The organism is Gammaproteobacteria bacterium, from assembly GCA_028817225.1.
Taxonomy (GTDB): domain Bacteria; phylum Pseudomonadota; class Gammaproteobacteria; order Poriferisulfidales; family Oxydemutatoraceae; genus Oxydemutator.
In genome coordinates, this window is the sequence record JAPPQC010000043.1 from 13,239 (window position 1) to 33,603 (window position 20,365).

The following is a 20,365-nucleotide window of genomic DNA, read 5'->3' on the forward strand; positions in this document are numbered from 1 at the left end:
GGCGATGAGACACCGCAAGGCCGGAAGAAAACTGAACCGCACCGCGAGCCACCGCAGGCGCTTGTTCGCCAACCTGTCGGCTTCGCTGATCAAGCACGAGACGCTGCGCACGACGCTGGCGAAGGCGCGCGAACTGCGGCGCGTCGTCGAGCCGCTGATTACGCTGGCCGGCAGCGACAGCGTCGCCTCCCGCCGCCGCGCCTTCGGCGCGCTGCGCGACAAGGAGGCGGTCGGCAAACTGTTTGATGAACTCGGCCCGCACTACCGCGAGCGCCCGGGCGGCTATCTTCGCATCCTCAAGCACGGCTTCCGCAAGGGCGACAACGCGCCGATGGGCCATGTCAGCCTGGTGGGCCGCGAACCCCCCGAAGCCGCCGAATCCGCCGACGAAGACTCCTGACAGCGCCGGCCCGCGCCGGCGTTCACAGGTGCTTTTTCAGATAGCGCCCGGTCCATGACCCCTTGCGGCGGACGATGTCCTCGGGCGTCGCCGCGGCGACGACGCGCCCGCCCCTGGCGCCGCCTTCCGGGCCGAGGTCAATGATCCAGTCGGCGGTCTTGATGACATCAAGGTTGTGCTCGATGACGACGATGGTGTTGCCGCCGTCGCGCAGCCGGTAGAGCACCTGCAGCAACTGCTCGATGTCGTGGAAATGCAGGCCGGTGGTCGGCTCGTCGAGGATGTAGAGGGTTCTGCCGGTGTCGCGCCGCGACAGTTCGCGCGACAGTTTGACGCGCTGCGCCTCGCCGCCGGACAGCGTCGTCGAGTTCTGCCCGAGTTTGATGTATGACAGGCCGACATCCATCAGCGTTTGCAGCCGGTTTCGCACCGCCGGCACCGCGTCGAAGAAGGCGCGCGCCTCCTCGACCGTCATGTCGAGCACCTCGCTGGTGTTCTTTCCCTTGTAGCGGATGTCGAGGGTCTCGCGGTTGTAGCGCTTGCCGCGGCAGATGTCGCAGGTGACATAGATGTCGGGCAGAAAGTGCATCTCGACGCGAATCAGGCCGCCGCCGCGGCACGCCTCGCAGCGTCCGCCCTTGACATTGAAACTGAACCGCCCCGGCGTGTAGCCGCGCGAGCGCGCCTCGGGCGTCGCCGCGAACAGTTCGCGTATCGGCGTGAACAGCCCGGTGTAGGTCGCCGGGTTGGAGCGCGGCGTCTTGCCGATGGGGCTTTGGTTGACATCAATCACCTTGTCAATCTGCTCGATGCCGAGTATCTCCTCGCACGGCGCCTCCATCAGGTGGGCGCCGCCGTTGAGGCGGCGCGCGGCGTGCTTGTAGAGCGTCTCGTTGACCAGCGTGGATTTGCCGGAGCCGGAGACGCCGGTGACGGCCACCAGCAGCCCCAGCGGTATCTCGACATTGATGTTTTTCAGGTTGTTGCCGCTGGCCTTGCGGATCTTGATGCGGCGCTTCGGGTTCGCCGGCGTGCGCTTTCGCGGCACCTCTATGCGGCGGCGCCCGGCCAGGTACTGGCCGGTCAGCGACGCGCTTTTCTTCTCGATCTGGCGCGGCGTGCCCTGGGCGACGACGCGCCCGCCGTGTTCGCCGGCGCCGGGGCCGATGTCAATGATGTGGTCGGCGCTGCGCACCGCCTCCTCGTCGTGCTCGACGACGATGACGGTGTTGCCGAGGTCGCGCAGTTCGGTCAGCGTGTCCAGCAGGCGGCGGTTGTCGCGCTGGTGCAGCCCGATCGAGGGTTCGTCGAGGATGTACATGACGCCGACCAGGCCGGAGCCGATCTGGCTGGCGAGGCGGATGCGCTGCGCCTCGCCGCCGGACAGCGTCTCGGCGCTGCGCCCGAGCGACAGGTAGTCCAGGCCGACATTGACAAGGAATTGCAGGCGGCGGTGGATTTCGGCGACGATCTTGCCGGCGATTTCGGCCTTGACGCCGGGCAGTTTCAGGCGCCCGAAAAACGCCAGCGCATCGGCGATGGTCATCGCCGAGATTTCCGGCAGCCGCGCGCCCTGCAGCACGACATGGCGCGCCGCGGTGTTGAGGCGCTCGCCGTCGCATTCGGGGCAGGCTTGCAGCGACAGGTAGCGCCGCAGTTCCTCGCGCACCTTGTCGGAGCCGGTTTCCTCGTAGCGCCGCTCCATGCCGGCGATGACGCCGGTGAACGGATGGCGGCGCCGGACGCGGCGGTCGGCGCTGTCGCGGTAGTGAAACACGACCTCGTCGCCGCCGCCGTAGAGGATGACCGAGCGGATGTCCTCCGGCAGCGATTCAAACGGCGCTTCAATGTCGAAGCGGTAGTGTTCGGCCAGCGCCTGCATCGTCTCGAGATACTGGCGGTTGCGGCGGTCGCGCCCGCGCACCGCGCCGCCGGCGATGCTCAGCGCCGGGTTGACAATCTTGTCCTCGTCGAAGTACTCGACGGTGCCGAGGCCGTCGCATTCGGGGCAGGCGCCGGCGGGGTTGTTGAACGAGAACAGGCGCGGCTCGAGTTCGCCCAGCGTGTAGCCGCAGCGCGGGCACGCGAATTTGGCCGACAGCAGCACCTCGTCGCCGCCGCCGTCCATCGGCGCCGCCAGCGCCAGCCCGTCGGCGAGGCGCAGCGCGATTTCAAGCGACTCGGCGACGCGCAGTTCAACGCCCGGCCTGATTTTCAGGCGGTCCACGACGACTTCAATGGTGTGCTTGCGCCTCAGGTCCAGCGGCGGCGCGGCGTCGAGTTCGCACAGCGCGCCGTCTATGCGCGCGCGCACATAGCCCTGCATCCTGAGGTGCTCCAGCAGCCGCGCGTATTCGCCCTTGCGCCCGCGCACCAGCGGCGCCAGCAGCATCACGCGGGTGTTCTCCGGCAGCGCCATCAGGCGGTCGCACATCTGGCCGACGGTCTCGGCCTCGAGCGGCTCGCCGTGTTGCGGGCAGCACGGCGTCGCCGCGCGCGCGTAGAGCAGCCGCAGGTAGTCGTGTATCTCGGTGACGGTGCCGACCGTCGAGCGCGGGTTGTGCGAGGTCGCCTTCTGGTCTATTGAAATGGCCGGCGACAGCCCCTCGATGCGGTCCACATCGGGTTTCTCGATGCGCGTCAGGAACTGCCGGGCGTAGGCCGACAGCGACTCCACATAACGCCGCTGGCCCTCGGCGAAGATGGTGTCAAAGGCCAGCGACGACTTGCCGGAGCCGGACAGGCCGGTGATGACAATCAGCCGGTTGCGCGGGATTTCAAGATGGATGTTTTTCAGGTTGTGGGTGCGCGCACCCTTGATTCGTATCACTTTGCAAAACAGCCGGGTTAATCTGCTATATTACCCCATCCCGTCCGCCACGGCAGACCCCCGTCCCGACATGTTTTTGCGCCGATGCCCGGGTTCTCGATGAACCGACTCGAAAAGCGCGCCGCCGTCAGTCTCGGCGGCGTCTATGCGGTCCGCATGCTCGGCCTGTTCATGATTTTTCCGGTGTTCGCGCTGCACAGCGGCGAATTTCGCGGCGCCACGCACCTGCTGGCCGGCGTCGCCCTCGGCATTTACGGCCTGACCCAGGCGCTGATGCAGATTCCGATGGGCATGCTGTCGGATCGCTGGGGCCGCAAGCGCGTCATCGTCGCCGGGCTGGCGGTGTTTTGCGCCGGCAGCCTCGTCGCCGCGTCGTCGGAGACGATCGGCGGCGTCATCGCCGGGCGCGCGTTGCAGGGGCTGGGCGCGGTCGCGTCGGCGCTGATGGCGCTGGCCGCCGACCTCAGCCGCGAGGAGCAGCGATCCAAGGTCAACGCCGCCATCGGCGCCAGCATCGGCGTGGCCTTCGCGCTGGCGCTGGTGCTGGGGCCTGCGGTGCAGGCCGTCGCCGGGCTGTCGGGCATTTTCCTGCTGACGGCGGCGCTCGGCGTCGCCGCCATCGTGCTGGTCGCGGCGCTGACGCCGTCGCCGCCGGCGCCCGCGGCGCCGGCGCTTGGCGCCGGTTTGCGCGCCGCCTTCGCGCGCCGCGACCTGCTGCGCCTGTACGGCGGCATTTTCGCGCTGCACGCGGCGATGGCGGCGAATTTCCTGGTGCTGCCGCAACTGATCGGGCCGCGCCTCGGGCTGGCGCCGCCCGACCACTGGCTGTTCTATCTGCTGCTGCTGCCGGCGTCTTTCGCGCTGATGCTGCCGGCGCTGATTGCCGGCGAGAAGCGCCGCCGCGTGAAGGGGTTTTTTCTCGCCGCAATCATCGTCGCGGCGGCGGCGCAGGCGGCGTGGGCGCTGCCGACGCAGGCCGCCGCGTTTGTCGCGCTGATTGTGCTGTTCTTCACCGCGTTCATGTATCTGGAGGCGAGTTTGCCGGCGCTGGTCAGCCGCACCTGCGCGGCGGACGCGCGCGGCGCTTCAATGGGGGTGTTCGCCGCGGCCCAGTTTTTCGGCGTGTTCTGCGGCGCCGCCGGCGCCGGCCTTGCCGGTGAATGGCTGGGCAGCGGCTGGATTGCGCCGCTGGCGGCCTTGCCGCTGCTGGCGTGGTTCGCCGCCGCCTTCGGCATGGCGCCGGTGGGCGCGGGCGCGCGCCGCCCGGATTCCGGAACACTGGCCGAACGCCCCGAAAAGTAATATGATGGGCGTTTGGCAAGGAGTTTGCACTTAACCACCACAGAGGATTTGTTTTATGGCAGGAGGAGGCGTCAACAAGGCGATACTGATAGGTAATCTCGGACAGGACCCGGAGGTGCGTTACACGCCCAGCGGATCCGCCGTTTGCAACCTGTCGCTCGCGACGACCGAAAGTTGGAAGAAACGCGACACCGGCGAACGCCAGGAGAAAACCGAATGGCATCGGCTGGTGTTCTTTGGCAGGGTCGCCGAGATTGTCGGCGAATATCTGCACAAAGGCTCGCAGATTTATGTCGAGGGCCGTTTGCAGACGCGCAAATGGCAGGACCAGGGCGGCAACGACCGCTTCACGACCGAGATCATCGTTTCCGATATGCAGATATTGGGCCGCAAATCGGGCGGCGACAGCACCGCGCAGTACGACCGGCCTGACCGCCCGCCGCGCCGCAGCGCCGCGTCGCAGCAGGGCCAGGGACATGGCCAGGGACATGGTCAAGGACATGGCCAAGGACATGGTCAGGGATATGGTCAGGGCCAAGGCCAGGGCCAGGGTCAGGGGCAGGGCGAGGGCGCGCAAAGTCCGGCGCTCGACCACAACGACGACATTCCCTTTTAGCGGCCTTGTGGGCCGCAGGGGCCGGGGCGGGGACGGCGGACGGGCCGGGGCGGATGGCTTCGCCGCCGCCGCCGCCCTTGTTTCCGCTGCCGCCGCCGGCCCTGTCGTCGTGTCCCCATCCGTTGTGTTGCTTGCATGAGAGTCTTGCAGTTCGGGCGGTTTTATCCGCCTTCCAGGGGCGGCATTGAGTCTGCGATTTACCACATTCGCGAGGGCCTCGCCGGGCGCGGCGTTCGCTGCGATGTGTTGTGCTGCAACAAAACGCGGTCGGCGTCGCGTGAGACGGTGGCGGGCGGCGTCATTTACCGCGCCGCCTGGTACGGCGATTTTCTGTCGCTGCCGCTGGCGCCGGGGCTGTTCACGCGACTGGCGAAGATTGCCGCCGGTTATGATGTCATCTGCCTGCACCACCCCGACCCGAGCGCGACGCTGGCGCTGTTTCTGGCGCGCCTGCCGCGCCGGATCAAGGTGGTGGTGCACTGGCACAGCGACATCGTCCGGCAGAAGGCGATGCTGCCGCTGTTTCTGCCGTTGCAGCGCTGGCTGCTGCGCCGCGCCGCCGCCGTCATCGTCAGCACGCCGGCGTATGTGCGTTCGGCGCATCTGGCGTCGTGCCGCGGCAAGGTCGCCGTCGTGCCGATTGGCATTGAGGATGTTGAACCGCGCGCCGGCGCCGCCGACGCGGCGGCGGTGCGCGCGCGCTATCCGGGGCGTTTTCTGGTGTTTGCGATGGGGCGGCTGGTTTATTACAAGGGGTTTGAATACCTGGTTGAGGCCGCCGTGCATCTGCACGAGTCCGTCAACATCCTGATTGGCGGCGACGGCCCGTGCCGGCGCGCGCTGCGGCGGCGCATCGAGCAACTTGGCCTGTCGGCGAGGGTGTTTCTGCCGGGCGCGCTGTCGGAGCGCGAAGTCGCCGGGCATTACCGCGCGTGCGATGCGTTTTGCCTGAGTTCAACGCTGCCTTCGGAGGCGTTCGGCGTCGTCCAGGTTGAGGCGATGTGTTTTGCGAAGCCGGTTGTGGCGACGATTGTGCCGGGTTCCGGCGTCAGTTGGGTCAACGCCGACCGCGTCAGCGGCTTCAATGTGCCGCCGCGCGACCCGCGCGCATTGGCGCGCGCGCTTGATGTGCTGAGGCGCGACCCGGCGCTGGCGCGCCGCCTCGGCGAACATGGCCGCCGCCGTTTTGAGGAAATGTTCACGCGCGACCGAATGTGCGAACGCTTGCAGCGAATTTACGGCGAGGGCCTGAACCAGCCGGCGGAGGCGGCATAAACCGCCGGCAGCGGCAACCCCGCGCCATTGCCGCGAAAGCGGCGGAACATCACCTGCAAGCAGTAGAGCACCGCCTGCCGCCATTCCTGCGGAAGCAGGAAGCCGGGTTTCAGGGGGTTACGGGTCGGCTTGGGTGGCGCCGGTGTCTGTGGATACCGCGCCTTCCATGAAGACGCGCAGTCTCAGGTAAAGGCCCGTGTTTCCGTCGTCGTCCCATACCCTCAAGGTTGCCCGGTGTGGCGTGCCGAGCCTTGCGGCGGTATCGGGGGAGATGTCGAGAGACAGCGTTATTCGCTGGAATATGGAAGGTTCTTCATCCTCGTCTATTGAATGGATGATGATTTCGGTTGAGGTGCCTCCTGTGACGATGGTTGCGCTGGTGGGCCAGACATCGCCGGTCAGGTGGTTCATCAGGTGGCTTGTGTCGTGCCTGTACAACGAGCCGGCGTCAAGAAAGAACGGCACATTGGCGATGGCGGGGCGGTCGAGTGTGATGGTTGCGGTGGCGGTTTGGGCTGTTGCGGTCCGGCTGCTCTGGAAGATGACATCGGGCAGGACGGTGATGGTCATGACGGGGGTGTCGCTGTCTTCTATTGTGAGGGTTGCTGGCGGCAAGGTTTGGGGTGAGATGGAAGATTCCGGGGTGGTAATTTGCAGGTGGATGGTTTCATCGGGTTCGTAGGTGTTGTCTGTGATTGTCGGGATGGTGAAGGTGACAGAGTTGGAGTCGGTTGTGGCTGTGATGGTTTCGGGCAGTGTGTAGTCTGTGCCTTTGGTCGCGGTGCCGGTGGCGCTGATGGTGAATTGTGCGGCGTTGATGAGCCGGTCACTGAACCGGATGGTGGCGGTTGCGGTGTCTCCTTCCGCGATGCGCGCGGGTATGTGCAGGGTGGGCCTGATGCCTTCGCTTTGCAGTGTCATGGCTGCGGTGTGCATGGGCACGATGTGGTAGTGGGTGGTTGAGAGGTGCTGGTCCACCTCGACTCGCAGCCTGATTTCACTGCCGCTGGTTCCAGCAGCGCGGACGGTCATTCTCTGCGGGATGTGCCAGTTGCGGGAAGTGAAGGTCAGTGTGGAGGGTGTGACGACGGCATCGGCGTTAGAGAGCGGAGTGGCGACGCCTTCCAGCACAACGACCTCGCCGGAGGAGGGCCGGACAGGTTCTCTTGTCAGGGACAGGTCAATATAGCCGCTGATTCCTTCGGCGATGGTGGTTTGTGATGAATGAATGCGAATGCCGGGCGTCGCGACGGAATAAAGGGCGTTTGCGATGTTGAGGGCGCCGCCGGAGGCGACGGTGTCTGTTGTCGGGACACCGTTTTCATCTCTCAGTTTGAACGAATCAAAGCGGTCCACAGTATTGAGCAGCGCACTGCGTACTTCGGTGACGGTCAAGTCCGGTTTGAATGACCAAAGCAGGGCGGCGGCGGCGGCGACATGGGGGGCTGCAAGGGAAGTTCCATCAGGGTCTATTTGCATATCTGGCTTTCCGGGAAGGTCCGGTAAAAATTGCCGAGGGCTGGTTGGTATTTCTTCAGCAGGTGCGTACAAGTCAGCTGTCATGTCCCCGTAATTGGTCCTATCCCAGCGTTCTCGAGCAGTTTTACTTTGTCCCGCGACAACAATGATGTTATCAAGGTCATAACAACGCACTGTTGGCAGTCGATCTTGATGATTGTTGTAGTTTATTCCATTGTTTCCAGCCGATGTAACAAGCAGAATTCCTTCTGCTTCAAGCTGTTCCAGAGACATGTATTCCATACATTGATTTTCTATGCCTCGTTCCTTACATTGTTTGGATGATAATTCGAAGATTGCGACTCTGGAGTCGCAATCTTCGAAGCCATTCGCGGGCCCCCGACTGTAATTGACGACCCGAATGTTGACGCCTCTGCGCCGCATTTTAAGGATGTAGTTATAGCTATCCACCGACAGGTTAGAATCGTTCAAAAACATCATCCTGATATTCCAGGCGACGCCTGCAATCTCATTGTTGTTGTTTCCCCGAGCCCCGAGAACGCTGGCAACCAGCGTGCCATGCCCATCCCGAACATCTTCGGACGGAACATCTAAGTAGCCGTCACTCCTGCTACCATTAAAATAACAGCCGTGAATATCATCCGTACAGCCGTTGTTGTCGTTGTCCATGCTGTCGCCTGCAGTTTCGCTGCTGTTAATCCACAGGTTGGGGCGTAATTCCGGGTTGTTAACATCAAAACGGTTATCAACTACCACAACCACGACATTGTCGCTGCCAGTGGTGTACGCCCATGCTTCCGGGGCGTCCACATCCACATCGTTTTTCTGGTCGTGCAGGTTGGTTTGGTCATTGAAACTGGGGTCGTTCGGCCTGTTTCCGAAGGGCAGGGAATGTGGCACTCTTTTGCCGCTGTACTCCATGCCTGCATAGTCCACCGACGGGTCTTGCCGAATAATCTCCAGCAGCCAGTCGGCATTCCATGTGGCGGGAACCTCTACGGTGGAGATGTCCAATTGATCAAGGTAGGTTATGCGAACTTCTTCCATTTGGAAGAGTATCGCCATCGGCCCATTGGTGGGTTCTGGTGCGCCAGCCAAGCGTTTGACCAGCAGTTTCTGGCGTTTGGTTTTTTCGTCAAGCAGGTGTTCGGGAATGGTTTTGATGTTTTTCAGGACGGGGCGGAAGTCTTTTTTGTATGGTGTTTGTGTGGATGTTGTGATTTCGCTGCGCGGCGGTGCGGAAGATTCGGCCAGCAGTATCATCAGCAGGGCGGCAATGGCCCCCCCGATGTACCATCCGGTGTTTCCTGTTTTCCACGAAACCGTCATGCTGAAAAGTGCCCGCAATCAGCAAAAATGCCGATTTTTCAATGGGTATGATATACCACGCTGCCGGGCGTTATCTGTGATAGTATTAACTACCAGAGTAACCGGGACATCCGAATGAAACCGACTCTTGCAACAGCGAGACTGCTTTTTGTATTTGCGGCATGGGCAACCCTGCCGTTTGCGGCGCCCCTGCATGGTGCATCGCCCGGCTTCCCCTTTGCCGAAGACTTTCAGTCACAGCCTTTGTTAAGCACCCAGACCACTGCGTTGTGGACCAGCGGCAGTGTGACGCTTGGTCGTGCACGGCACCTTCAGTTGGGGAGCCTTGATCTCGCCCCCCGGGATGCCGGAATCGGCAATTCACGGGCCAACACCGCCATTCATGACATTGCGGTGCATGACATGGATGGTGACGGCAATATGGATGTCATTACCGCAGGCGCCGGCGGGGTTCTTGTCTATTATGTTGACGATGATGACAAGGATAATCTGGAATCCATCGAGCCGGTCAGGATCACTTCGGCGGTGCCGTTCAAGGCCATGGCCATTGGCGATTTTGACCGGGACGGTTGGCTGGATGTTGCGGCGGCGGGTGATTCGCACGCGGTGATTCCGTTCATGAACGACGAAGGGAAACGCGGTAATTTCAGAGAGCGCAGGCGGTTGTCGAACTTGCGCGTCATTGCGCTTGCTTCTGCGGACATGGACGGTGACGGCGACCTTGATTTGGTGCTGGCGCAAAGGAGGGGGCGCATCGTTGAGGTTCACCTGAACGATGGTGCGGGCAATTTCAGCGAGAAGGATGATGCGTTTCCCGACGCCGAGGGCCGGAACATGGGTTTGGGGATTGGTGATTTTGACGAAGACGATGACATGGACCTGTTCATTGCGAGGACCGGCGGCGTGAATATGTTTCATCTGAACGACGGCAGTGGGGGTTTTGACGATGGCGGGCACGGGCGGGTGGTTTCGGGCAGGGTCAATGGCGGTGAGGGGGTGCCGCATATCGTTTTTCTGACTGCGTAGTCTTTTCTCCCCTTTCGTTTCAATCCGTCACGGGTTTGTCTGGATGATGGTGGTGTTTGTGAGCACCGCCCCTTCAAGGAAGACGCGCAGGCGCAGGTAGGTGGAGGAGTCTCCGTCGTCGTCTCTTGTGATCAGGAGGGCACGGTTGGGTTGGCCGAGTCTTGCGGCGGCATCAGGGGGGAGGGCCGGAGACAAGCGTATCCAGTGGGTTCTGCCCTCTATATCGTCCTCGTCTATTGAGTGGATGATGATTTCGGTTGCGGTGGCGTCCTCTACGATGGTTGCGGTTACGGGCCAGGTGTTGCCGCTGATGTTGTTGAACAGGTGGTTGATGTCGCCGCCCCCGATTGGTCTTGCGTTGAGGGAGAAAGTCACATCTTGCACGGCCATGCGGTCGAGTGTGATGGTTGCGGTGGCGGTTGGGGCGTTTGTTTCTGTGTTGCTCTGTGTGATGGTGCGGGGCAGGACGGTGATGGTCATGATGGGGGTGTCGCTGTCTTCTATGGTCAGGGTGGCTTGCAGGGGCAGGGCCTGGGGCGAGATGCGGGGGTTTTCGGTGGTGACTTGCAGGTGGATGGTTTTGTCGGGGCCGTTGTAGCCTGGATTGTTGATTGTCTGGATGGTGAAGGTGGCGGAAGTGGAGTCGGCTTCGGCTGTGATGGTGTCGGGGAGTGTGTAGTCTTCGCCCTCAACGGCGGTACCGGCGCCGGTGGTGGTGATGGTGAATTGTGCGGCGTTGAGCAGCCGGTCGCTGAAGTGGATGGTGGCGGTTGCGATGTTTCCTTCGGTGATGCGTTGGGGTATGTGCAGGGTTGGCCTGATGCCTTCGCTTTGCAGTGTCATGGTTGCGGTGCGTACCATGGTTCGGTAGTCTGTGGTTGAGCGTTCGTCGTTGACCGAGACTTGCAGTGTGATTTCACTGCCGCTGGTTCCAGCGGCGCGGACGGTCATTCTCTGCGGGATGTGCCAGTTGCGGGAAGTGAAGGTCAGTGTGGAGGGTGTGACGACGGCATCGGCGTCAGAGAGCGGGGTGGCGACGCCTTCCAGCACAACGACCTCGCCGGAGGAGGGCCGGACGGGTTCTCTTGTCAATGACAGGTCAATGTAGCCGCTGGTTCCTTCGGCGATGGTGGTTTGTGAGGAGTGAATGCGAATGCCGGGTGTTGCGACGGAATAGAGGGCGTTTGCGATGTTCAGGGCGCCGCCGGAGGCGACGGTGTCTGTGATGACAACGCTCGGGGTGCCGTCTATAACAACGGTGGCAGTGGTTTTGAATGTATCGAAGCGGTCCACGGTACCAAGCAGCGCACTGCGCACCTCGGCAATGGTCAGGTCCGGCCTGAACGACCACAACAGGGCGGCGGCGGCGGCGACATGGGGGGCTGCAAGGGAAGTCCCCCCGACACTAAGTTTTCTGTAACCATCCGTTTGGGAACGATCCAGGACATGCAAATCCTCGGCGGGCGCGTACAAGTCGCCTACATTGGCACCGTAGTTGGAGGCAAGTACACCAGGGGTATCCACCCAACGAGTTCGGGAATCTTCACTCTGCCCCGCGACAACAATCATGTTATCGGTTTTGAGGCAGCCCGGGTCAATCTGCTTCGTCTTCTGTGGTGTGCTGGCGTAATTTATATCGCGGTTTCCAATTGGCTGGACAAACAGGATTCCCTGCTGTCCAGCGTCTCTAATTGCATTGTAATCATTCAAATCATCATCGTCCGGGGTAATTGGATTGCAACCTTCTACGAGGCCTCTGCTGTGATTGACGACCCTGACATTGACTCCCAAATCCCGCATGTCCATGACATACTCTAATCCCTCCACGGTGCCGCCCTCCACATACATAATCCGGGTATTCCAGATGACGCCTGTGATTGCGTAATCGTTGTTTCCTCGCGCCAGAACACTGGAAACTGACCTGCCGTGAGTATCACCCTCACGAAAAATCCTGCCATCTGCGGGGGTGTTGTCCAGGTTACAGCCATGTATATCGTCTATGCATCCGTTGTTGTCATCGTCTATGCCGGGCAGGCCCTCAGTTTCACTGCTGTTGACCCAAAGGTTGAGAAACAAGTCTGGATGAATGTCATCAAGGCCGGAGCTTTCGAGTACCGCAATAACGACGTTGTCACTGCCGGTGATATAAGCCCACGCTTCCGGGGCATCTATGTCCACATCGCGGACGGGGTCGTGAAGGTTGGTTTGTTTCCTGAAGGCCGGGTCATTAGGCCAGACGCTGAAAGATTGCATTTTTTCTTCTTTGTATGCGTGCTTCACTGAAGGGTCTTGGCGGATAATCTCCAACAGCCAATCTGTGTCCCATGCGGCGGGTACTTTGACGGCGGAGATGTCGAAATGGCCAAGGTAGGGTATGTGAACCTCTTTCATTTGGGAGAGTACCGCCATTGGGCCGTTGGCAGGTTCGGGTACGCCGGACAAGCGTTTGACCAGTAGTGTTTGGCGTTCGGCTTTACCTTTAATGAGATGTTCAGGAATGGTCTTGATGTTTTTCAGTACGGGCTGGAAGTCTTTGTGCGCGGTGTTTGTGCCGGATGTTGCGGCTTTATAACGAGGTGGTGTTGAAGATTCAGCCAGCAAAATCATCATCAGGGCGGCAACAGCCCCCCCGATGTACCATCCGGCTTTTCCTGTTTTCCGAAAAAAATACATATTGGAAGAAGGGTTTGCAGCGGCAAAAAATACCGATTTTTCAATGGATATGATATACCATACCAAAGGGTGGTTTCTATGGTAGTATCGGCCATCCGTATGAACGGGACATTCATATGAAACCGACTCTTGCAGCAGCGAGACTGCTTTCCATATCAGCGGCATGGGCAATCCTGTCGTTTGCGGCACCCCTGCATGGTGCGTCGCCGGGCTTTCCCTTTGCCGAGGACTTTCAGTCACAACTGCTGCTGAACAGCACTCGCTGATTGGCCTCGCCGCCACCGCGCCGCTGCGCTGATATTCCACGCGGCGGCGCTTGCGCCGCGCAACCATTGATACCCGTTGGCGGCGAAGGGGCGCCGCCGCAATGCCTTTTCCGGTTTTCCGCACGGCCACTGACGCCAGTGCCGACGCCAACCCCCCGGATGCCCGCTTTCGCAGGAATGGCGGCAAGGTGGTATCCTAAGATTCCTGCTTTCGCAGGAATGGCGGGAAGGTTGCAGGAATGGCGGAGGGGCGGGTGGCAGTGCTGCACCAACCACCGGCGCCGCCACTGCACCGCCATTCCCGCCTTCGTGTGCAGTCCCGCTTGATTGTGTATATTTTGCCGGCATTCAATCCGGCAACGCATGGATGTAAAGCGGAAGTTGCGAGATGGACATTACATTGCACAAATCAGCCGGCACCACGCCGGCGGCGCGGATGTCATCGGCGCGCGGATTGCCTGCGTGCGCGAATCGGTGCGGGTAAGCGAACGATGAAAGTGCTGGTGACCGGCGGCGCCGGTTATGTCGGCAGTCATGTCGTGCTGGCGCTGGCGGAAGACGGCCACGACCTCGTCGTTTGCGACGACCTGTCCGGCGGCGCGCGCGAGGCGGTGCTGGCCGGTGAACTGGTCGTCGCCGACATCGGCGGCGACGGCCTGGATGCGCTGCTCGGGCGCGGCGCTTTCGACGCCGTCGTGCACCTGGCCGCGTCGGTGTCGGCGCCGGAGTCGGTGCGCGAGCCGTGCCGCTATTACGCCAACAACACCGCGGCCACATTGAATTTGCTCGACGGCTGCCGCCGCCACGGTGTGCGGCATTTTGTCTTCTCTTCAACCGCGGCGGTCTATGGCGCGCCGTCGTCGCAGCCGATCGCCGAAGACGCGCCGACGCGGCCAATCAACCCGTACGGCGGCTCCAAACTGGCCTGCGAGATGATGGCGGCGGACATCGCCCGCGCCGCCGGTTTCAACTGCGTGATTCTGCGCTATTTCAATGTCGCCGGCGCCGACCCGGACGCCCGCATCGGCCAGCGCAGCGAGGCCGCCGAACATCTAATCACAATGGCCTGCCGTGCCGCCGCCGGGCGGATTGACGGCGTCGCCGTGTACGGCGCCGACTACGACACCCGCGACGGCACCTGCGTGCGCGATTACATTCATGTTCACGACATCGCCGACGCGCACCGCTGCGCGCTGGCCTATCTGGAGCAACTTGCGCGGCAGAAGAAGACGCCGGAGACGCAGATTCTGAACTGCGGCTATGGCCGCGGTTACAGCGTCGCCGAGGTGCTGGATGCGGCGAAGCGCGTAACCGGCGCCGACTTTCCGGTTACCGCCGCGCCGCGCCGCGCCGGAGACCCGCCGGAACTGGTCGCCGACAACCGCCGGATACGGAAAGTGCTGGGCTGGACGCCGCGCCACGACCATCTCGACGCCATCATCGGCAGCGCGTGGCGCTGGCAGCGCCGCCTCGCCGCCGGAGAAACACTGTGAACATGAGCGCCGCATCACCGCGCCGTTCGCGCGCGCAGCGCCGCCTCGCCGCAGGGGAAGCGCCGTGAACGCGGGTTGGCAGTATTATGTTTTCCTGGCCGCGGCGCTGGCCGGGTTTTCGGCGTTTTTCATCACATTCAATATCAGTTGGTATTACCTGATGCCCGCCGCCGCGTTTTTCATCACACTGGAATTAACGCAGCATCTGACGCGCATCCTGGCGTCGCGGCGCATTCTCGACATTCCCAATGCACGGAGTTCGCACGCCGAGCCGGTGCCGCGTGGCGGCGGGCTGGCGGCGGTCGTCGTGTTTCTGGCGGCGATTGCGCTGCTGCACGCAACCGCCGGCTTTGACACGCGGCTGTTCTGGGCGCTGCTGGCCGGCGGCGGCCTGGTCGCCGCCGTCGGCCTCGCCGACGACATCGTCGGCCTGCCGACGCCGGTGCGCTTCACACTGACGCTGGCGGCGGTCGCGGCCTGCTGCCTGTGGCTGGGAACGCCGCCGCTGGCGTTCGGCGCGCAGGTCATCGCGCCGGGCGGCGCGCTCTACCTGCTGCAAGGGCTGCTGCTGCTGTGGGTGCTGAACTTCTTCAATTTCATGGACGGCATAGACGCCATCGCCGGCATTGAGGCCATCACCATCGCGCTGGCGGCGGCGGCCATCCTGTGGTTTGTGTCGCCGGGGCATTATGCGGTCGCGCCGCTGGCGGTGCTGGCGGCGGCGGTCGCCGGCTTCACGGTCTGGAACTGGCCGCCGGCGCAGGTGTTCATGGGCGACACCGCCAGCGGCTTTCTCGGTTTCTGCCTCGGCCTGTTCGCAATCCGCACGGCGATGGACGGCGCGATGACGGTGTGGGCGTGGATGATTTTGTTCGGCGTGTTTTTCTGCGACGCGACCGTTACGCTGCTGCGGCGGTTGTGGCGCCGCCAGAAAGTCTATCAGGCGCACCGCGACCACGCCTATCAGCGCTTCGCGCGCGCATTGCAGCGGCGCTTTGACGCCGGTCGCGGCAACGCGCGCACACGCGCGCACGCCGCCGTGTCGCTCGGCGTCGCCGCGGTCAATGTGTTGTGGCTGGCGCCGCTGGCGCTGCTGGCCGCGCTGCGCCCGGCATGGGGCGCATGGTGCGCGGCGCTGGCGCTGCTGCCGCTGGCTGCGGTGGCGCTGTCGGCAGGCGCCGGCGGCGGCAAACCGCAGCGCGGAGACGGGCAATGCTGACCTGGCTTGCCCATCTGCCGCGGACGGCGAAACGCCTCGTGACGGCGGCGGCGGATTCGGTTATCAGCGTTTTCTCGCTGTGGGCGGCGCTGTCGCTGCGCCTTGAGCAGTGGGTGCCGCTGGACGGGCGCTGGTGGCCGCTGTTTGTCGCGGCGCCGCTGACGGCGATTCCGGTGTTTGTCCGCACCGGTCTCTACCGCGCCGTCGTCCGCCATTTCTCGCTCGAGGCCATCGGCACCGTCGCGCTGGCGGTTACGCTGGCGATCGCGCTGTGGGGCGTCGCGGCGCTGTTTCTCGACATCCGCGAACTGCCGCGCTCGGTGATATTGATAGACTGGTTCATCTTCTTCACGCTGACGGTCGGCAGCCGCGTGGTCATGCACTACCTGTTGCTGGCGCGGCCCGGCAAACTGGCGCAGACGCCGGTCGCGATTTACGGCGCCGGCGACGAGGGCGCGCAACTGGCGCGGATGCTGCTGGCTTCCGACACCGGCTACCGGCCCGAATTTTTCATTGATGAAAACAACGATTTGCAGGGCGGCGAGATTGCCGGTCTGCGCGTCGTTGCGCCGGATGAACTGGCGCGGCTGGCCGGGCGCATTGAGGAGGTGCTGGTGACGGCCTTTGCCGACGACGCCGACAACGACGAGCGATTGCGCGTGCTGAATTTTCTGGGCACGCACCCGGTCAGGACGAAAGTCCTGCCGCCGATGAAGGAATGGGTCGCCGGGCGCGTCCATCTGGACCGCATCCACCGCGTCGAGATTGAAGACCTGCTGGGGCGCGACCCGGTGCCGCCCGACCGCGCGCTGCTGGAGGCCGGCGTTCGCGGGCGCTGCGTGCTCGTCACCGGCGCCGGCGGCTCCATCGGCTCGCAGTTGTGCGAGCAGTTGCTGGCGCTGGAGGCGGGGCGGCTGCTGCTGGTTGAACAGTCGGAATACGCGCTGTTCGCGATTCAGCAGCGGCTGGCCGCGCTGGCCTCGCCGGACGCGCCGGACGCGCCGCGCGCGGCGACCGACATCGTGCCGCTGCTGGGGTCGGTCGAGGACGCCGGTTTCATCGCCGAGGTGTTCCGTGCGTGGCCGGTGGACACGGTTTATCACGCCGCCGCCTACAAGCATGTGCCGATTGTCGAGGGCAACCTGATCGCCGGCGTCAGAAACAATGTGCTCGGCACGCGCGTCGTCGCGGCGGCGGCGAAGGCCGCGTCGGCGGGCCGCTTTGTGCTGATTTCAACCGACAAGGCGGTGCGCCCGGCGAGCATCATGGGCGCCAGCAAGCGCCTCGCCGAGATGCTGCTGCAATCCCTTGCCGGTCTCGGCGGCGGCACCTGTTTCTCGATTGTGCGCTTCGGCAATGTGCTGGGGTCGTCGGGTTCGGTCATCCCGCTGTTTCGCGGCCAGATTGACCGCCGCGAGGCCGTCACCGTCACCCACCCGGAAGCCGAGCGCTATTTCATGACGCTGCGCGAGGCCGCGGAACTGGTCATTCAGGCCGGAATGCTGGCGAACAGCGGCGATGTGCTGTTGCTGGACATGGGCAAACCGGTAAAAATCGCCGAAGTGGCGCGGAAAATGATATATTTAAGCGGCCTGCGAGCGAGCGGGCGCGACAATGAACAAAGCGACATTGAAATCCGCTACACCGGCCTGCGGCCCGGCGAAAAGCTGCGCGAGGAATTGTTGACCGGCGGCGCCGAAACCACCTCCCACCCGAAAATCATGCGCGCGCTGGAGCCGTGCCCGCAGTGGCCGCGCATGGAGGCCGTGCTGCAATCCGTCGAGCAAGCCATCACGGCGCGCGATGCGCCCGAACTGGGACGCCTGCTGGCGCGGGAGGTGCCATCCTACGACGGCGGCGAGACGCTGAACGACTTGTTGTGGCGCGCGCGCGGCGGGAGCGAGGAACGATGAGCGCGCGCAAGGTCTTTGTGCGCACGCACGGCTGCCAGATGAACGACTACGATTCCGGCAAGATACTCGACATCCTCGCGGCCTCGCACGACATGACGCCGGCGGACTCGCCGGAAGAGGCCGATGTGCTGCTGCTGAACACCTGCTCGGTGCGCGAAAAGGCGCAGGAGAAGGTGTTCTCCGAACTCGGGCGCTGGAAGGCGCTGAAGCGGCGCAAGCCGGGCGTTGTCATCGGCGTCGGCGGCTGCGTCGCCAGCCAGGAGGGCGACGCCATCCGCGCGCGCGCGCCGTGCGTGGACATCGTCTTCGGGCCGCAGACGATACAGCGGCTGCCGGCGATGCTGGACAGCGTCAAGCGCGATGGCAGGCCGACGGTGGACATCCGCTTCCCGGAGATGGAGAAATTCGACCGCCTGCCGGAGGCGCGCGCCGACGGCCCCACCGCCTTCGTCTCCATCATGGAGGGGTGCAGCAAGTACTGCACCTTCTGCGTCGTCCCGTACACACGCGGCGAGGAAGTCAGCCGCCCGCTGCATGGCGTGCTCGGCGAGGTCGCCGCGCTGGCGGCGCAGGGTGTGCGCGAGGTGACGCTGCTGGGGCAGAATGTCAACGGCTACCGCCGGCGCGACGGCGGCGACTGCACCGACTTCGCGACGCTGCTGTACCATGTCGCCGCCGTCCCCGGCATTGACCGCATCCGCTACACGACCTCGCACCCGATTGAGTTCAGCGACGGCCTGATTGAGGCCCACGCCGCGATTCCGCAACTGGCAGGGCATCTGCACCTGCCGGTGCAAAGCGGCTCCGACCGCATTCTCGCGCTGATGAAGCGCGGCTACACGGCGCCGGAATACAAGTCCATCGTGCGCAAACTCAGGAAGGCGCGCCCGAACCTGTCGCTGTCGTCCGACTTCATCGTCGGCTTTCCCGGCGAGAGCGACGACGACTTCGAGCGCACGATGGCGCTGATTGAGGAGGTCGGCTACGACCAGTCCTTCAGTTTTCTGTACAGCCGCCGCCCCGGCACGCCCGCCGCCGCGCTGCCCGACGACACGCCGCCGGAGGTCAAGAAACACCGGCTGGCGCGCTTGCAGCGGCGCATCACAGCGATGGCCGCCGCCATTTCGGAGGCGATGGTCGGCGCCGTCGAGCGCGTGCTGGTGTGCGGCCCGTCGAAGAAGACGCCGGGGCAGGTCTGCGGGCGCACCGAGAACAACCGGGTCGTCAACTTTGACGCCGGGCCGGAATGGACGGGCCGCTGGGCCGAGGTCGAGATCACGCGGGCGCTGCCGAATTCGCTGCAGGGCAGGCTGGTGAGCCATTGAAAGCCGCGCCGCTGAGCGCCGAGGTCGTTGTGCTGGAGCCGGCGAACCTGTCGCATCTGGCCAGTTTGTGCGGGCCGCTGAACCGCAACATCCGCGAACTGGAGCGCCATCTGGATGTGCGTATCGTGCAGCAGGGAAACCGCTTCTCGATCGCCGGCGACGCGGCGCCGCGCCGCGCTGCGGCGCGCCTGCTGCGGTCGCTGTACGCCGAGGCCGACCGCGGCCTGACGCTTGACGACATCCAGATGAGTTTGCAGCCGAGTTCGCTTGGCACCGGCGATGACGCCGATGACGCCGATGACGCCGCCGCCGGCGTTCGCATCCGCAAGAAAACCGTCCGCGCGCGCGGACGCCGCCAGGCCGGTTATCTTCGCAACATGGAACGGTTTGACCTGACCTTCGGCATCGGCCCCGCCGGCACCGGCAAGACCTGGCTGGCCGTCGCCAGGGCCGTCGAGATACTGGAGCGCGGGCAGGTCGGCAAACTGGTGCTGATACGGCCCGCGGTCGAGGCCGGCGAGCGGCTCGGCTTTCTGCCGGGCGACTTCTCGCAGAAGATTGATCCGTATCTGCGCCCGATTTACGACGCGCTCTACGAGATGGTCGGCTTCGACCGCGTCAACCGATTGATTGAGCGCGGCGTCATCGAGGTCGCGCCGCTCGCCTACATGCGCGGGCGCTCGCTGAACGGCGCCTTCATCATCCTCGACGAGGCGCAGAACACGACGGTCGAGCAGATGAAGATGTTCCTGACGCGCATCGGCTTCGGCTCGAAGGCGGTCGTCACCGGCGACATCACGCAGGTGGATTTGCCGCGCGGCGCCGAGTCGGGGCTGCGCAACGCGCTGTCGGTGCTGAAGTCCGTCGGCGGCATCGGCTTCAGTTTCTTTGATTCCGACGATGTCATTCGCCACCCGCTGGTGCGAAAGATCGTCAACGCCTACGACCGCGGGAAGGGAGCGTCTTCCTGACGCCGATGGAAGTCATCGTGCAGGTCGCCGCCCGCCCGCCGCCCGCCCATCTGCCGGCGGCGGCGGAATTCCGCGCCTGGGCCGACGCCGTGTCGCCGCGCGCGCTGCGCGTGTGCGTGCGCATCGTCGGCGAGGAGGAGTCGGCGGCGCTGAATCTGCGCTACCGCGGACGCGATCATGCGGCCAATGTGCTGTCGTTTCCGTTTGAGGCGCCGCCGGCGCCGGTCGAGCACGATTATCTGGGCGAC

The 20,365-nt window shown here is 63.8% G+C and carries 14 protein-coding genes; 11 read left to right on the forward strand and 3 right to left on the reverse strand.

The features are described from left to right. Positions 1–4: 4 nt before the first annotated feature. Positions 5–400: a 50S ribosomal protein L17 gene (rplQ, locus tag OXU50_05925; protein MDD9869413.1), complete on the forward strand. Its 396-nt coding sequence runs from the start codon at positions 5–7 to the stop codon at positions 398–400. Positions 401–422: 22 nt separating this feature from the next. On the opposite strand, the gene uvrA is transcribed toward rplQ, so the two are convergent. Then, entirely contained in the window at positions 423–3,230 is a 2,808-nt protein-coding gene (uvrA, locus tag OXU50_05930; GenBank protein MDD9869414.1) for an excinuclease ABC subunit UvrA, read from the reverse strand. 99 nt (positions 3,231–3,329) lie between these two features. On the opposite strand from uvrA, the gene OXU50_05935 reads away from it, so the two are divergent. From OXU50_05935 to OXU50_05945, 3 genes are all read left to right on the forward strand, one after another. Continuing rightward, positions 3,330–4,532 carry an MFS transporter gene (locus OXU50_05935; GenBank protein MDD9869415.1) on the forward strand — a complete coding sequence of 401 codons (1,203 nt, stop codon included), beginning with the start codon at positions 3,330–3,332 and terminating at the stop codon, positions 4,530–4,532. Positions 4,533–4,587: 55 nt separating this feature from the next. Beyond that, entirely contained in the window at positions 4,588–5,148 is a 561-nt protein-coding gene (gene ssb, locus OXU50_05940) for a single-stranded DNA-binding protein (GenBank protein ID MDD9869416.1), read from the forward strand. 135 nt (positions 5,149–5,283) lie between these two features. Beyond that, positions 5,284–6,423 carry a glycosyltransferase gene (locus OXU50_05945; GenBank protein ID MDD9869417.1) on the forward strand — a complete coding sequence of 380 codons (1,140 nt, stop codon included), beginning with the start codon at positions 5,284–5,286 and terminating at the stop codon, positions 6,421–6,423. Between the two features lie 117 nt (positions 6,424–6,540). On the opposite strand, the gene OXU50_05950 is transcribed toward OXU50_05945, so the two are convergent. Next, positions 6,541–9,231 carry a S8 family serine peptidase gene (locus tag OXU50_05950; GenBank protein ID MDD9869418.1) on the reverse strand — a complete coding sequence of 897 codons (2,691 nt, stop codon included), beginning with the start codon at positions 9,229–9,231 and terminating at the stop codon, positions 6,541–6,543. A gap of 114 nt (positions 9,232–9,345) precedes the next feature. On the opposite strand from OXU50_05950, the gene OXU50_05955 reads away from it, so the two are divergent. Continuing rightward, a complete protein-coding gene (locus OXU50_05955; protein MDD9869419.1) occupies positions 9,346–10,257 on the forward strand; it encodes a VCBS repeat-containing protein in 912 nt (303 codons plus the stop codon). A gap of 27 nt (positions 10,258–10,284) precedes the next feature. On the opposite strand, the gene OXU50_05960 is transcribed toward OXU50_05955, so the two are convergent. Next, positions 10,285–13,383 carry a S8 family serine peptidase gene (locus OXU50_05960; protein MDD9869420.1) on the reverse strand — a complete coding sequence of 1,033 codons (3,099 nt, stop codon included), beginning with the start codon at positions 13,381–13,383 and terminating at the stop codon, positions 10,285–10,287. Between the two features lie 304 nt (positions 13,384–13,687). Between OXU50_05960 and galE the strand changes: the two genes are divergently transcribed. The 6 genes from galE to OXU50_05990 all read left to right on the forward strand — a co-directional run. Continuing rightward, the gene (gene galE / locus OXU50_05965; GenBank protein MDD9869421.1) at positions 13,688–14,689 is read left to right on the forward strand and encodes a UDP-glucose 4-epimerase GalE; all 1,002 of its coding nucleotides are present in this window, start codon (positions 13,688–13,690) and stop codon (positions 14,687–14,689) included. A gap of 64 nt (positions 14,690–14,753) precedes the next feature. Next, positions 14,754–15,908 (forward strand): glycosyltransferase family 4 protein, encoded by a 1,155-nt coding sequence (locus OXU50_05970; GenBank protein MDD9869422.1) that lies wholly within the window; start codon positions 14,754–14,756, stop codon positions 15,906–15,908. Next, on the forward strand, positions 15,902–17,821 hold the full coding sequence (locus OXU50_05975; protein MDD9869423.1) for a nucleoside-diphosphate sugar epimerase/dehydratase: 1,920 nt from the start codon (positions 15,902–15,904) through the stop codon (positions 17,819–17,821). The genes OXU50_05970 and OXU50_05975 overlap by 7 nt, the downstream gene beginning before the upstream one ends. Beyond that, positions 17,818–19,146, forward strand: coding sequence for a tRNA (N6-isopentenyl adenosine(37)-C2)-methylthiotransferase MiaB (gene miaB / locus OXU50_05980; GenBank protein ID MDD9869424.1), 1,329 nt, complete (start codon positions 17,818–17,820; stop codon positions 19,144–19,146). The genes OXU50_05975 and miaB overlap by 4 nt, the downstream gene beginning before the upstream one ends. Then, complete coding sequence (locus OXU50_05985) at positions 19,143–20,117, forward strand: PhoH family protein (protein ID MDD9869425.1); 975 nt, start codon at positions 19,143–19,145, stop codon at positions 20,115–20,117. The genes miaB and OXU50_05985 overlap by 4 nt, the downstream gene beginning before the upstream one ends. 5 nt (positions 20,118–20,122) lie before the next feature. After that, the coding region (locus tag OXU50_05990; protein ID MDD9869426.1) for an rRNA maturation RNAse YbeY at positions 20,123–20,365 on the forward strand (243 nt) is incomplete at its 3' end.

Excerpts from the sequence above, each read along its gene's own strand:
- rplQ (MDD9869413.1), top strand. The coding sequence starts at position 5 with ATGAGACACCGCAAGGCCGGAAGAAAACTGAACCGCACCGCGAGCCAC.
- OXU50_05935 (MDD9869415.1), top strand. The coding sequence starts at position 3,330 with ATGAACCGACTCGAAAAGCGCGCCGCCGTCAGTCTCGGCGGCGTCTAT.
- ssb (MDD9869416.1), top strand. The coding sequence starts at position 4,588 with ATGGCAGGAGGAGGCGTCAACAAGGCGATACTGATAGGTAATCTCGGA.
- OXU50_05945 (MDD9869417.1), top strand. The coding sequence starts at position 5,284 with ATGAGAGTCTTGCAGTTCGGGCGGTTTTATCCGCCTTCCAGGGGCGGC.
- OXU50_05950 (MDD9869418.1), bottom strand. The coding sequence starts at position 9,231 with ATGACGGTTTCGTGGAAAACAGGAAACACCGGATGGTACATCGGGGGG.
- OXU50_05955 (MDD9869419.1), top strand. The coding sequence starts at position 9,346 with ATGAAACCGACTCTTGCAACAGCGAGACTGCTTTTTGTATTTGCGGCA.
- galE (MDD9869421.1), top strand. The coding sequence starts at position 13,688 with ATGAAAGTGCTGGTGACCGGCGGCGCCGGTTATGTCGGCAGTCATGTC.
- OXU50_05975 (MDD9869423.1), top strand. The coding sequence starts at position 15,902 with ATGCTGACCTGGCTTGCCCATCTGCCGCGGACGGCGAAACGCCTCGTG.
- miaB (MDD9869424.1), top strand. The coding sequence starts at position 17,818 with ATGAGCGCGCGCAAGGTCTTTGTGCGCACGCACGGCTGCCAGATGAAC.